This window comes from Aequorivita echinoideorum, assembly GCF_018476645.1.
GTDB classification, from domain to species: domain Bacteria; phylum Bacteroidota; class Bacteroidia; order Flavobacteriales; family Flavobacteriaceae; genus Aequorivita; species Aequorivita echinoideorum.
Window position 1 is genome coordinate 472,486 of sequence record NZ_JAHCTB010000002.1, and the last position, 14,324, is coordinate 486,809.

The 14,324-nt window shown below is 40.0% G+C and carries 10 protein-coding genes; 2 read left to right on the forward strand and 8 right to left on the reverse strand.

Annotated features, from left to right (window positions below):
* Nucleotides 1-2: 2 nt before the first annotated feature.
* From nrfD to KIV10_RS06030, 3 genes are all read right to left on the reverse strand, one after another.
* On the reverse strand, nt 3-1,799 hold the full coding sequence (gene nrfD / locus KIV10_RS06020; protein WP_214112580.1) for an NrfD/PsrC family molybdoenzyme membrane anchor subunit: 1,797 nt from the start codon (nt 1,797-1,799) through the stop codon (nt 3-5).
* 41 nt (nt 1,800-1,840) lie between these two features.
* Nucleotides 1,841-4,912 (reverse strand): TAT-variant-translocated molybdopterin oxidoreductase, encoded by a 3,072-nt coding sequence (locus KIV10_RS06025; RefSeq protein ID WP_214112581.1) that lies wholly within the window; start codon nt 4,910-4,912, stop codon nt 1,841-1,843.
* A gap of 158 nt (nt 4,913-5,070) precedes the next feature.
* Complete coding sequence (locus tag KIV10_RS06030; protein WP_214112582.1) at nt 5,071-6,423, reverse strand: c-type cytochrome; 1,353 nt, start codon at nt 6,421-6,423, stop codon at nt 5,071-5,073.
* Nucleotides 6,424-6,649: 226 nt separating this feature from the next.
* On the opposite strand from KIV10_RS06030, the gene KIV10_RS06035 reads away from it, so the two are divergent.
* Nucleotides 6,650-7,045, forward strand: coding sequence for an SPOR domain-containing protein (locus KIV10_RS06035; protein WP_214112583.1), 396 nt, complete (start codon nt 6,650-6,652; stop codon nt 7,043-7,045).
* 5 nt (nt 7,046-7,050) lie between these two features.
* Here KIV10_RS06035 and KIV10_RS13895 read toward each other — a convergent pair whose 3' ends face one another.
* The 4 genes from KIV10_RS13895 to rimP form a co-directional block, all read right to left on the reverse strand.
* Nucleotides 7,051-7,290 (reverse strand): DUF5916 domain-containing protein, encoded by a 240-nt coding sequence (locus KIV10_RS13895; protein ID WP_246516207.1) that lies wholly within the window; start codon nt 7,288-7,290, stop codon nt 7,051-7,053.
* A 135-nt stretch (nt 7,291-7,425) separates the two neighbouring features.
* Nucleotides 7,426-10,224 (reverse strand): translation initiation factor IF-2, encoded by a 2,799-nt coding sequence (gene infB / locus KIV10_RS06040; RefSeq protein ID WP_214112584.1) that lies wholly within the window; start codon nt 10,222-10,224, stop codon nt 7,426-7,428.
* A 54-nt stretch (nt 10,225-10,278) separates the two neighbouring features.
* Complete coding sequence (gene nusA, locus KIV10_RS06045) at nt 10,279-11,511, reverse strand: transcription termination factor NusA (protein ID WP_214112585.1); 1,233 nt, start codon at nt 11,509-11,511, stop codon at nt 10,279-10,281.
* Between the two features lie 10 nt (nt 11,512-11,521).
* Entirely contained in the window at nt 11,522-11,986 is a 465-nt protein-coding gene (gene rimP / locus KIV10_RS06050; RefSeq protein WP_214112586.1) for a ribosome assembly cofactor RimP, read from the reverse strand.
* 155 nt (nt 11,987-12,141) lie between these two features.
* On the opposite strand from rimP, the gene KIV10_RS06055 reads away from it, so the two are divergent.
* Nucleotides 12,142-12,960, forward strand: coding sequence for a universal stress protein (locus tag KIV10_RS06055; protein WP_214112587.1), 819 nt, complete (start codon nt 12,142-12,144; stop codon nt 12,958-12,960).
* Nucleotides 12,961-13,017: 57 nt separating this feature from the next.
* On the opposite strand, the gene KIV10_RS06060 is transcribed toward KIV10_RS06055, so the two are convergent.
* Complete coding sequence (locus KIV10_RS06060; protein ID WP_214112588.1) at nt 13,018-14,322, reverse strand: phenylacetate--CoA ligase family protein; 1,305 nt, start codon at nt 14,320-14,322, stop codon at nt 13,018-13,020.
* Nucleotides 14,323-14,324: the final 2 nt, after the last annotated feature.

The window sequence follows — 14,324 nt, forward strand, 5'->3', positions numbered from 1 at the left end:
AACTATTTTTTATTTTTTAAGATTTCAGCCTGTCCAGCCCAATCATCACGTTCCGCTCTTCCTGGGAATTCCGTGATGATTTCGTCAAGCAAATCGTAATCACGTTTTGTCATTCTACTTACCTGATCAAAAGTAAATATTCCAATTTCGTGAAGTTTTTGTTCCAAAATAGGACCAACGCCACTTATTTTAGTTAAATCATCTTGGGTTTGAACTGCTGGATCAAAAGTACCCAAACGACTTAACATATTATCAAGCCCAGCTTTGCGAGCTTCAGAATCTACCCTATTTTCTTCAGCATTAAATTCTTCAGACGGACCGTTAAATTGATCATTTTTTGGAATATTTGCCGAAGGACCTTCCGCAGCTGGATAAGATTCTACTTCAACATGGTGATGATGATCGTCACCGTGTTCGGCTCTCAATCTTTTGAATTGTTCTCCAGAGGATTTCAAAATCGTTTTTACTTCAGCTTGTGCAATTACCGGGAAAGTACGTGCGTATAGTAGAAAAAGGACAAAGAAGAAGCCAATTGTTCCTATGAAGGTTCCAATATCAACAAAAGTAGGCTCGAACATAGTCCAAGAAGATGTTAAACGATCTTTACTCAAATCAATCACGATAATATCGAAACGCTCGAACCACATACCAATATTGATAATGAATGCCACGATGAATGTCCAAAGAATATTTCTTCTTAATTTTTTTACCCAGAGTGTAAGTGGCACAATTAGGTTGCAAATAATCAATGCCCAGAATGCCCACCAATATGGTCCAGTAGCCGCACCAAAGGACAAATAAGTATAGTTTTCATAAGGTACACCAGAATACCAACCAATGAAATACTCTATGAGATAGGCTACGGTTACAATCCCACCAGTTAGAAGGATTACCTTGTTCATATACTCAATATGGAGAACGGTAATATAGTTTTCCAAATTTGAGACCTTTCTCATAACTATAAGAAGCGTCTGTACCATTGCAAAACCAGAGAAAATAGCACCTGCCACGAAATATGGTGGATAAATAGTACTATGCCATCCTGGAACCACTGATGTAGCAAAGTCAAAAGATACAATTGTGTGCACCGAAAGTACCAATGGAGTAGCCAAACCGGCAAGTACCAATGAAACTTCCTCGAAACGTTGCCAATCTTTTACTCGACCGCTCCAACCAAAACTTAAAATACCATAGATTTTTTTCTGAAATGGACTTGTAGTCCTATCGCGAATCATTGCAAAATCTGGCAATAACCCTGTCCACCAAAACACCAATGAAACTGAAAGATATGTTGATATCGCAAATACATCCCAAAGCAAAGGCGAGTTGAAGTTTACCCAAAGCGATCCAAATTGGTTAGGAATAGGAAGTACCCAATAAGCCAACCAAGGACGCCCCATGTGAATGATAGGGAACAGACCAGCCTGAACAACCGCAAAGATCGTCATCGCCTCTGCTGAGCGGTTTACTGCCATTCTCCACTTTTGGCGGAAAAGCAAAAGTACAGCAGAAATAAGTGTACCCGCGTGACCAATACCTACCCACCAAACGAAGTTGGTAATATCCCAAGCCCAGCCAATTGTTTTATTCAATCCCCAAACCCCAATTCCTGTGGATACGGTGTAAATAATACATCCCAGTCCCCAAAGAAATGCAATTAGGGAAATAGTAAAAACAATCCACCAAGATTTATTGGCCTTTCCCAAGACCGGAGCTCCTACATCTACACTGATGTCGTGATAGGATTTCTCTCCAATTACCAAAGGCTCTCTTATAGGTGCTTCGTAGTGTGACGACATATTTAATTATTAAATAATTGGTTCTTTCTTAAATTTATTTGTTATGCTTCTGAAGTATTTTTCACTTTCATCTGATAGAAAACATTCGGCTGAGTTCCTACATTCTCAAGTAAATGGTACATTCTATTATCTTTCTTCAATTTAACTACTTCAGCATCTTTATCATTTACATCTCCAAATACAAGTGCTCCTGTATCGCAAGCTCTTGAACAAGCCGTCTGGAATTCTCCATCTTTGATTGCTCGACCATCTCGCTTGGCATCCAAAATTGTTTTCTGTGTCATTTGTATACACATAGAACATTTCTCCATGACACCTCTGGAACGTACCACTACATCTGGATTGAGCACCATACGTCCAAGATCATTATTCATATGGTAATCAAATTCGTCATTTTCGGCGTATAGGAACCAGTTGAAACGGCGAACTTTATAAGGACAGTTATTGGCACAATAACGTGTACCCACACAACGGTTGTAAGCCATTTGGTTTTGACCTTGACGCCCGTGAGAGGTAGCAGCAACTGGACATACAGTCTCGCAAGGGGCGTGGTTGCAATGCTGGCACATTACTGGCTGAAATGCCACTTGAGGATTTTCATAAGCTGGGACTTCCACAGCTGTGTATGTGTCAAATGCCGGTAGATTTTCTAAGGTTTCAATCTCTTCCTTAAATGTTTCACCAGCGGAATAATATCTATCGATGCGCAACCAATGCATATCACGGAACTTCCTTACTTCATCCTTACCTACAACCGGAACGTTGTTTTCAGAATGACAAGCAATAACGCAAGCTCCACAACCTGTACAAGCATTCAAATCTATGGATAGGTTAAAGTGTGGACCTACGGTGTCATCGAAAGTGCTCCAAATATCCGCGTTTCGCTCACGAACGGAAATTTCGTTATGATCGTAATCCGTTACAGGAATCTCGTTATAGTAATGCTTGTCCTTAGTGTTGAATATTTCAAGTGTAGTTTCTTTAATAATATCCTCACTGCGTCCTGCCATAGTGCTTTGCAATTGGACACAGGCAAATTCGTGCATTCCGCCAACTTTCTCCAAAGTAACATTTTGCACTGATGAGAAATTGTTGTAAAGAGTATACGCATTAACTCCAGTCTGCATTTCCTTTTGAATTGCAGCCGTTTTGCCATAACCCAAAGCCAAACCAACAGAACCCTTTGCTTGTCCAGGCTGAATAAGAACCGGAACATTTTCGAGAACCGTGTTACCTAACTTTACATTCACATAACTACCATTCAGCGCCCCATTTGATACATGGTCATTAACGAGATCCAAAGCCTCAGCATCTGATGCTGAAATTGTCAAATAATTATCCCACGTAGTTCGGGTGATGGGGTCTGGCAATTCCTGCAACCAAGGATTATTAGCTTGTTGGCCATCACCAAGACCTGCTTTAGTATACAATGTTAGTTCATAACCGCCGTTTTGCGATATTGCAGAAAGTGCGCCGTTACTGGTATTACTTTCCATCATTCCGGCTGCCTGAACTGTTTCAGCACCTGGATTTTCGTTTATAATTATTTCAGAATCATTGGAAATTACACCATCGTGTAGCGCTTGGTTCCAAGAACCTCCTCCTGCCAAAATGGATGAAGTCCAAGTTTCTTTTAAATAATCGTAATAATTATTTCCATTGCCAGTCCACATAACCAAACTTTCTTGAAATTGGCGCGTGTTGAACAATGGACGAATTGTAGGTTGAATTAAGCTGAATGTTCCCTTCTTAATCTGTGCGTCACCCCAAGATTCTAAATAATGAGGGGTTGCTGCAACCATTTTCGCCAAGGAAGCAGTTGCGTCTTTTTTCATCGCAAAGGCAATTGACAAGTCCAATTTCTTATAAGCTTCGGCAAATTCTTTATTCGGAAGGGTGTAAACAGGGTCTACTCCTACGGTAATTAATCCTTTTATACTTCCGGAAATAACACCGTCAACAACTGTTTTTACTTCGGCAGAACTTCCAGCCCTAATAAGTAATGGCTTCGATGAATCCATCGCCTCACTGTTTGAGTTGAAATTCAAAGCCATTGTCTGTGCGGCTATATCTGGCAATCCGGTTATCAATAATGCTTTGCTTCCGGCTTTCTGAAGTTGCGCTTTTGCTTTTGAAACGGCATCGGCAATATTTTGTGGCAACCCTGAGGCACTGCCACCTGTCAACGCTTTCAAAATCTGCATTTGTTGTGAAGGAGTTGCAGGAATACGTTTATCCGCATTTCCACCAGTAAGGGACATATTTGCCTCAAATTGTATGTGACGCGACATTTTCCCGTTCTTTGGCACACGTCCCTGGGCGTAACCTTTGCTATAACTTCCCCCTTGCCAGTCTCCTAAAAAGTCGGCGCCTACTGAAACAATTACTTCTGCTTTAGAAAAATCATAATCAGGCAAAGCGCGTGTTCCGTATTTGTTCTGAAATGCATCTAGCGCTTCAGAACAAGAAACTGTATCGTAAACAACATGGCGGACATTTGGATATTTGCCAGTAAATTCAGAGATCAATTTTGAAATGGATGGGCTTGCGAATGTTTGGGTCAGCAAAACAATGTTTTGACCGGCCATTTCATTCATTTTTTGGGCAACAGCAGCATCAAATTGTGCCCAACTTACATCTTTGCCATCAACCGCTGGGTTTTGTAACCTATTTTTATCATACAGCGATAACACTGATGCGTGCACCCGGGCATTTGCACTACCTCCATTAACCGCAAGATCATTCCGTTCAATCTTAATGGGACGACCTTCGCGGGTTTTTACCAACACATTGGCAAAATCGAAACCGTCTGCCATAGTAGTGGCATAATAATTCGCAATTCCGGGAACAATCTCGTCTGGCTGGACTACGTAGGGAATGGATTTAATTACCGGACCTTCGCAGGCAGCCATTGTAGCCGCAGCTGTAGTAAACCCTACATATTTTAAGAAGTCTCTACGGGTAGTTTTGGAAGATTCCAAAGCCTCTTTATTCCCTAAAAACTCATCAGTAGGAATTTCGGACACAAACTCATTATCCCTTAGCGCCTTAACAATAGAGCTGTCTTCGTTAAGCTCTTCAACACTTTTCCAGTATTTCTTGCTTGATGCCATATTATTTATTTACAATTTTTTACCCTTTGATTTCGCTCCGGGCGTGTACGATTTAGATTTTATAATTCTTCAGGTTCTTCGTTTCCAGTTATTACACCAATTTACGGTTCACCTTATCGCATTTCTTATTTAATATTTTTTGTCAGTATTTTCGAATATTAATAATGACATTTTCCACATTCCAAACCTCCCAATTCTGCAATGGTAAGTTTTTCAACACCATATTTCTTCGATAATTCTTCGTGAATTTTAGCATAATATTCGTTGCTGGCCAAACTTACATTTGTTTCCCTGTGGCAATTGATACACCAGCCCATAGTAAGTGGTGCAAATTGCTCAACAACTTCCATCTCCTCAATTATTCCATGGCACTCTTGGCAAGCAATACCGGCTACGGTCACGTGCTGTGAGTGATTGAAATATGCAAAATCCGGAAGATTGTGGATTCTTACCCATTTCACAGGTTCCGTTTTTCCAGTGTATTGTTGTGTAGCGGCATCCCAGCCCACAGCCTTATAAAGCTTGGCAATTTCACCATCATAAAATTCTTTTGAATGTTCTTCTGTTGCGGTCTCTGCTGCTACTTCAGAAATATTCTTGTGGCAATTCATACAAACATTCAAGGATGGAATTCCAGAAGTTTTACTTGTTCTTGCCGAGCTGTGGCAATATTTACAGTCTATTTGATTGTCGCCCGCGTGGATTCTATGCGAATAATGAATAGGCTGAACAGGCGAATACCCTTGGTCAACACCTACTTGCATCAAATATCCGTAACCCAAGTAACCAGCTGCTAAAATCAAAAATATAGATGTAACCAAAACCAAAAATTGATTTTGAACAAATGCTTTCCAAATAGGGGTTCCCTTTTCTTTTTCTTCGTAAACAACGCCGTTTGCCTCTGCTATTCTCTTCAACGTGTTTGTAACCAAGAAAAGCATTATTATCAAAAGCAAGAAAATAAGTGCAAGCGCCCCCAAAACCAAAGCATTCGAAACCCCTCCGCCACTTTCTCCAGTCGGTGTTGCAGTCACGGATGTTTCGGTAGGAGTTGGAATTGGCTGACTTGTATAGGCAAGAATGTTATCGATATCAGTTTCAGATAATGCCGGGAAAGCGGTCATTACTGATTTGTTGTACTCTTCAAAAAGTTTAACCGCCACAGGATCTCCCGCCGCAATCATCGCTTGGCTATTGTGTATCCAGTCGTACAACCATTGTCTGTCGTGCTTGTCCGCAACGTTACGTAATGGTGGCCCAACCGCTTTTTTGTCCAGTTTATGGCAAGCCGCACAATTTGCTTTGAACAATGCTTCACCAGCCGCAGCGTCTCCACTACCAGTACTTGCCTGCGCAGCATCATCAACAGCCATTTCAGTTACCGTTGGCTCAGGCGCACCGGGCTGTTCTTGGGCAGTCTGTGAAAATATGGTAGTTGAAAAAGTTAGTAGAAACACTAACAAAAGGAGCGGCATTTTTGAACGTAGATGTAAACAATTCACCTTTTTCATACTAATGGTTAAAATTATTGTCGAGAGTTTGGCACAGAATTAGTTAACTGTTTAACGCGTATCCAATACTGTTTTCGTTCCTCAAATTAAGGCACAAAAGTACATTATAAAGTCGATTTTAGAAATGCAAATAAAGTGTTAATGGGTAATTTATATTTGTTCTAAATAATAATTTTTGACCCATCAAACCGAATAAAATTTACTTTTGCAATAAACTATTAGAATTATGCACAAACAAACCTTTTACAAGATTTTTATAGCCAGCATTTTACTGTTTTTTGTTTCAACCCAAGGGTATTCACAAGAAGCAACTTTAACGGTAAATCAAGATGAAAAAATTGTGCAATTGCTTTCGCTGAAAAAAACTTTGGAGAAAGAAAACAAACTCACGGACGGACTTACCATTCAGCTTTATTACGGGGAATTAAACCAAGCAAACCAAATTCTAAAAAAATATAAAGCAAATTATCCCAATTGGCCCGGATCCATTGAATACGAGACACCAAATTACAAAGTATGGGTGGGCAATTTTGCTACTAGAATTGAAGCAGAGCGAGCTATGATAGAAATTCAAAAAGATTTTCCTACTGCATTTATTTTGAAGCCCGAACGCCGCAAATAGTAAAATCAAGAATGGATATTTCTGCCGGAAAATTGACCCAGAATCATCTTTTCTGAAATTCCCAATCTCGTTGTTGTATTGAAATTTTTTTGGGAGGGACTAAACCACCTTTTTACACGATTGTAATCCAAGAAATAACTGATTCGTAGCGATATACTATTCAATTGTGGTTCATCAAAAAGATTTCTGAAATTATTTTTAAAACTTTTTTGTGTGGCTCTAATATTTTTCGAAAGAAGTTTCAATATGTCAGTTTCTTAATAGACATCAAAAAAAATAATGATCTTACATTTTCTGAAAATGATTACTGAAACCACATAAATAAAAACGATCTGAAAAATTGATTTTCAGACCGTTTTAAAACTTAATTTATTTTAATACTATTTGAGTTTTTTCTTAACTGCAACCTCCTGGAAGGCTTCAATAATATCATTTTCGTAAATATCATTGTAGTTTTTGATTTGCATACCACAATCATACCCTTTAGAAACTTCCTTCACATCGTCCTTGAAACGCTTCAAGGATGCCAGCTCTCCAGTATAGATTACAACACCCTCGCGAATTAAGCGTATTCCTGAATTTCTGAATATTTTACCGCTTGTAACCATACAACCCGCAATGGTACCCACTTTTGAAATTTTGAAGGTTTCACGAATTTCTGCAGTTCCTGTAATCTCCTCTTTCATTTCTGGAGAAAGCATACCTTCCATCGCATCTTTCACGTCATTTATGGCATCGTATATAATGGAATAAGTACGTATATCAATTTCTTCCTTATCTGCAATCTGGCGCGCGTTGCCCATAGGACGAACGTTGAAACCGATTATAATTGCATCTGACGCGGATGCCAAAAGAACATCACTCTCAGTAATTGGCCCCACCGCTTTGTGGATTATATTCACTTGAATTTCTTCCGTTGAAAGTTTTTGGAATGAATCTGTAAGTGCTTCTACAGAACCATCCACATCTCCTTTCAATATAATATTCAATTCCTTGAAATCTCCAAGTGCTATACGTCTTCCTATTTCATCCAGCGTAATATGTCGCTGTGTTCTAACAGATTGCTCACGTTGAAGTTGCGTACGCTTGGTAGCAATGGTCTTCGCCTCGCGCTCATCTGCAAATACGTTGAACTTATCACCTGCTTGTGGTGCGCCATCCAATCCTAAGACCGAAACAGGCGTTGATGGTCCCGCTTCCTTGATGTTATTACCACGCTCATCCTGCATAGCTTTTACCTTACCGCTGTGCTGGCCTGCAAGAACGTAGTCCCCAACCCGTAATGTACCGCCCTGAACCAAAACCGTAGATACATAACCACGACCTTTATCAAGAAACGCTTCCACAACAGTACCGTTCGCTTGTCGGTCTGGATTTGCGGTCAACTCAAGTAATTCAGCTTCGAGCAGTACTTTTTCCAGTAACTCTTTCACACCATCTCCGGTTTTCGCGGAAATATCGTGTGACTGTATTTTACCGCCCCAATCTTCCACGAGAAGATTCATTTGAGCCAGTCCTTCCTTAATCTTTTCAGGATTTGCGTTGGGCTTATCAATTTTGTTAATGGCAAAAACGATAGGGACGCCCGCAGCTTGTGCGTGACTAATAGCCTCCTTTGTTTGTGGCATAATATCATCATCCGCTGCTACTACGATAATCGCCAAATCCGTGACCTGGGCACCACGTGCACGCATTGCGGTGAACGCTTCGTGACCGGGTGTATCCAAGAATGCGATTTTTTGGCCATTATCCAATTCTACGCCGTAAGCTCCAATATGCTGGGTAATACCTCCAGACTCACCGGCGATAACATTTTCTTTACGGATATAATCCAAAAGTGAAGTTTTACCGTGGTCAACGTGACCCATTACAGTTACAATAGGCGCACGCGGTTCCAAATCTTCAGGAGCATCCACTTTTTGATCGATGGATTCTTCAATATCTGCGGTAACAAATTCTAATTCATAACCAAATTCTTCCGCTACAATACTAAGCGTTTCCGCATCTAGACGCTGGTTCATGGTTACCATCATCCCCAAGCTCATACAAGCTGAGATAATTTTTGTGACTGGCACATCCATCATCGTTGCCATCTCACTTGCTGTAACAAATTCAGTAACCTTTATTAGTTTGTTTTCTGCTTCCTGCTGCGCAAGTTCATCAGATTTTTGACGGTGGGTATCACGCTTTTCACGGCGGTACTTGGCTCCTTTTCCTTTGGAGGATTTTCCTTGAAGTTTTTCCAGCGTTTCGCGCACTTGTTTTTGTACTTCTTCCTCGCTTGGCTCTTCTTTTGGAGTGTTGGTACGTCCTCTACCCTTGTTATTCCTATTATCTCTATTATTGTTTGAAGCCGCAGCACCACCTTTGGAAGGTTCTTTGCTTATACGGCGTCTCTTGCTCTTTCTGTCTTTTTTATCGTCAGATTTTGAATCCTTTTTCTTTTCAGGTTTTTTGAACTGGCTAAGATCAATTTTTTGTCCCGTAAAATTAGGGCCTTCAAGCTTTCTGTATTGGGTAGTGACCGTATCTGAATCCTTTTTTTCCTCTTTTTGCTCCTCAGATTTTGTTTCTTGCTTTAGTTCAACCTTGGTTTCAGCGGGCTTTGCGGTTTCAGATTTTGTCTTTTCAGCTGAAACCTCTACTTTTTTAACCTCTTCTTCTTTTGAAGCCTTTACTTCTTTGGTAGGTTTCACATTTTCCTGCTTCGGAGTTTCAGCAACTGGCTCTTTTACAGATTTTTCTACTTTCTCCTCTTTTTTCGCCTCAACTGGAGTTTCTTCTTTTTTAATCTCCTTTTCAGGTTGGGTTACAGGCTTTGGTTTGCCGGCATCCAGATCTATTTTGCCAACCTGTTTTGGACCATCAAGTTTGGCTTCAGCTCTTATCACGCGAGAGGCTTCCTTCTTCTGCTTTTCCTCAAGCTCCCGCTCCCGCTCCAGACGAAGTTCTTCCTTTTCTTTGCGTTTTTCCTCACCGACTTCCTTGGACTCCATCTTCTTGCTCTTGTCGGTTTCAAACTCTTCAAAAAGAACTCCGTATTCATCACCCGTTATTTTGGTATTTGGACTTGCATCCACATCGAAACCCTTGGAACTTAAAAATTCCACGGCACGATCCAACGAGATATTGAACTCACGTAGTACCTGACTTAGTCTTTTTGTTTTTACTTCAGCCATAAATGCTTTTTCCTATTTTCTTTAAATTTTCTATAAAAGTAGTTAAAGTTTTAGCTACTCTTCAAATTCTTCTTTTAATATATTTATAACATCGAGGATGGTTTCTTCCTCAAGGTCTGTGCGTTTTACCAAATCATTGATATCGTGCTCAAGCACACTTTTGGCCGTATCCAAACCTATTTTTTTGAATTCTTCAATAATCCATCCTTCAATTTCATCAGAGAATTCGCTTAATTCCACATCTTCTTCAGCTCCTTCGCGAAGCACATCAATTTCATAACCAGTCAATTGGCCAGCCAAACGTATATTATGACCGCCGCGTCCAATGGCTTTGCTCACTTCCTCGGGGCGCAAGATAACCTCAGCACGTTTTTTCTCTTCATCAATTTTGATGGAAGTAACTTTTGCAGGGCTCAAAGCGCGCGTGATATATAGGTTTAAGTTGGTGGTGTAGTTTATAACATCAATATTTTCATTGCCAAGTTCACGAACGATACCGTGAATTCTTGAACCCTTCATACCCACGCAAGCACCCACCGGGTCAATACGATCATCATAGGAATCTACGGCTACTTTTGCCTTTTCACCCGGAATACGCACCACTTTTTTAACGGTAATCAGTCCGTCAAAAACCTCTGGGATTTCCTGTTCAAATAGTTTTTCAAGAAATATGGGGTTTGCACGGCTCATAATAATGGCCGGTTTGTTTCCTTTTAAATCTACGGTTTCAATAATTCCACGGACGTTATCACCTTTTCTGAAAAAATCTGAAGGAATTTGTTTTTCCTTTGGAAGTATAATTTCATTTCCTTCATCATCCAGCAAGATTACCGCGCGATGGCGAATGTGGTGTACTTCTGCCGTGTAGATTTCGCCTTCAAGATCTTTAAATTGCTTGTAGACAATGGTATTATCGTGCTCGTGAATTTTTGAGATAAGGTTTTGGCGCAGTGCCAAAATAGAACGGCGACCAAGGTCAATAAGCTTTACTTCTTCTGAAACATCCTCGCCTATCTCAAAATCCGGTTCAATTTTTCTGGCTGCGGTAAGGGAAATTTCCTCATTGGGGTCCTCTACCTCTCCATCTGCAACCACGATTCGGTTTCTCCATATTTCAAGATCGCCTTTATCTGGGTTCACAATAATATCAAAGTTATCGTCACTTCCGTATTTCTTCTTTAAAGCATTTCTGAAAACGTCCTCGAGTATTGCCATAAGCGTTACCCTATCTATCTGCTTGTCGTCCTTAAATTCTGAAAAAGAATCGATCAGTGCTAAGTTTTCCATATCAATCCAATTAAAATGTTATCATCACTTTTGCTTCTACTATATTTTCATAAGGCAATGTTGCCTTTTTTTCCACGGTAATTTTTCCTTTGCCCACGGGTTTTGGCTCTCTGGCGCTCCATTCGAGGGTAAATTCATTTTCTGAGGCGGCGGTAAGCTCACCTTCTATGGTTTCCCCATCCTTGGTTTTCACCTTCAAATTCCTGCCAATGTTCTTAATGTACTGCCTTGGTATTGCGAGCGGCTCAGAAACTCCGGCCGACATTACTTCGAGTGAAAAATCAAATTCCTCCCTGTCCAAATTGTGCTCAATTTCGCGGCTTACAGCGATACAATCCTCAACGGTTACGCCATTATCGCCGTCTATGGTGACCCTTATTTGGTTTTGTTCGGAAATAGAAAGGTCAATCAAAAACAGTGAATTGTTTTTATCAAGCGCATTTTCCAGCAGTTGGGCTACTTTTTCACGCATCATTTTAAGCTATAAAAAGAGGGGACTTTAGTCCCCTCAGATAGTTTCTATCAAATTCGGGGCAAATATACTATAATTTTTAATATTATAAAAACCAAGGCCAAACGAATTATTTTTGTAATTTAATCCTTCTTAAATTCACAAAAAAATACCCTTATATGAAACGAATTCTTGTTCCCACAGATTTTTCAAAACAAGCCGAAAATGCGCTAAAAGTTGCTGTTCAACTTGCAAAGAAACACGGCAGTGAAATTTTTGTGCTCCATTCCATGGAAATGCCCTTACACCTCGCCACCACAGACCAAGGGCAGTTGCCGGAATCCTTGTTCTTTATTAAAAAAGCCGAAAAAAACTTTGCTGAATTGCTGGAGCAACCTTACCTCAACGGAATAAACATCCACGAAGCAATTGGGCACAATGAAATTTATGAAGATACCCAGACTGCTGCAGAGAAAAACAATATAGATTTAATTGTAATGGGCTCACGCGGTGCAAGCGGTTTCAAGGAAATGTTTGTGGGAAGCAATACCGAAAAAGTAGTGCGCACTTCAAAAATTCCGGTTTTGGTAATTAAAAATGAACACGCCGATTTCAATGTAAAGGATTTCGTTTTTGCTACAGATTTTACTGAGGAATGCCGTGCGCCATTTGTCCAAGCCCAGAAGTTCGCAAAATCCATAGGCGCAACCATGCATTTGTTGCTTATAAATACGCCAAGCGATTTTAAGACAAATACCCAAGCAATGGAAACAATGAACAAATTTGTGAAAGGAATGGGCGCAGAAAATTACACCCTCAATGTCTATAATGATACTTCCGTTGAAAAAGGTATTTTGAATTTTGCCAAAGAAAACAACGCCCAATTAATTGGGATGAGCACCCACGGCCGCAAGGGAATTTCACATTTCTTCAATGGAAGCATAAGCGAGGATATGGTGAATCACGCAAAAATGCCCGTTATCACTTTCAAGATTTAAATTGTATCCATTTAAAAGAAGCTGGCTTTGTTTAAAACACGAAGCCAGTTTTTTTTGTTATCTTCTATCAAAAATTTGAATTGGTTTCCGCCCCAAAGGCTGCATTATTACTTTTTCAAGTTCTTCAAAAGACGCACTCTGTATTCTTGGTGCTACACGAAGTTTTGCCCTAAAATGATCTTTTATTTCACTTAAAAATTCTTCTGAAATATTCTTTGAAGCTATTTTTATAAGAATTTCATCAGTCCCAAACTCATTGTGATAAATCTCGACGATATAATTCTCAATTTTGGAAAAATCATTCAATACATTAAAAATTGCCGAAGGATACAATGTTGTTCCTTTGTATTTAATCATTTGTTTTTTTCTGCCCACAACGGGTCCCAAACGCAACGTATTTCTGCCGCAGGAACAGGCTTCTGTATGAAATTTTACCAAATCCCCGGTTTTAAACCGCAGAAGTGGTGTAGCTTCCATTCCTAACGTGGTTATAGTCAATTCACCTACTTCACCATTTTTCACTTGTCTATTGTTTTCGTCAAGAATCTCAACAATGATTAGTTCTGGATGGTGATGACACCCAGTATGGTTTTCGCACTCGTTAAAGGCCGTGCCCATCTCAGTTGAGGCATAGGTGGAAAAAAGTTCAATATTCCAGTTTTCAGTAATTTTTTTTCCGAGCATATTGAGCGAGAAATCTTGCTCCCGAATAGATTCCCCAATGCAAATAGCTGCCTTAACCCCCGTTTGGGATATATCTAAATTGTGCTGTTTTGCATATTCAATCAACTTTAAAAGAAATGAGGGCACGGCAATTAAATACGTTGGCTTAAATTTTTTTATGGAATCCCATTGCAATTCTGGAACGCCGGAACCAACGCGAACAATCCCTGCCCCAATTTTTCGTGCACCAAGAAAATAGGCCAAACCTGCCATAAATCTTCTGTCCATAGTGGTCATCAATTGGATGACATCGTCTTTGGTTATGCCGCAACATTCCAGGGAAATTGCTTCATTATAGGCCAATCGTTCCAAATCGGCCTCGGTGAGTGCAATGGTTACGGGATCGCCCAAAGTTCCGGAGGTGGTAACGTAATCAATAATTTCACGCCGTTCCACACAAAAAAAATCGTCGTTACGTTTTTGGAGGTCTTCCTTTGAAGTTACTGGAATTTGATGAAGATCTTCCAATTTTTCAATCGTTGAAATATCAATATTTTCCCCTGTAAATAGATTTCTGTAAAATGGAGATTTTTCGTTTATATAGCGCAACATTTCTCTCAATTTCTCCTCTTGAAATTCCTTAATCTCAATCGCGGTCTTTTTTTCTATTTCTGGAATCTTCTTTTTCCTTTCGTCCATTT

Bases quoted from the DNA above. Each gene is read 5' to 3' on its own strand.
- nrfD (WP_214112580.1), bottom strand. From the start codon at position 1,799: ATGTCGTCACACTACGAAGCACCTATAAGAGAGCCTTTGGTAATTGGA.
- KIV10_RS06025 (WP_214112581.1), bottom strand. From the start codon at position 4,912: ATGGCATCAAGCAAGAAATACTGGAAAAGTGTTGAAGAGCTTAACGAA.
- KIV10_RS06030 (WP_214112582.1), bottom strand. From the start codon at position 6,423: ATGAAAAAGGTGAATTGTTTACATCTACGTTCAAAAATGCCGCTCCTT.
- KIV10_RS06035 (WP_214112583.1), top strand. From the start codon at position 6,650: ATGCACAAACAAACCTTTTACAAGATTTTTATAGCCAGCATTTTACTG.
- infB (WP_214112584.1), bottom strand. From the start codon at position 10,224: ATGGCTGAAGTAAAAACAAAAAGACTAAGTCAGGTACTACGTGAGTTC.
- nusA (WP_214112585.1), bottom strand. From the start codon at position 11,511: ATGGAAAACTTAGCACTGATCGATTCTTTTTCAGAATTTAAGGACGAC.
- rimP (WP_214112586.1), bottom strand. From the start codon at position 11,986: ATGATGCGTGAAAAAGTAGCCCAACTGCTGGAAAATGCGCTTGATAAA.
- KIV10_RS06055 (WP_214112587.1), top strand. From the start codon at position 12,142: ATGAAACGAATTCTTGTTCCCACAGATTTTTCAAAACAAGCCGAAAAT.
- KIV10_RS06060 (WP_214112588.1), bottom strand. From the start codon at position 14,322: ATGGACGAAAGGAAAAAGAAGATTCCAGAAATAGAAAAAAAGACCGCG.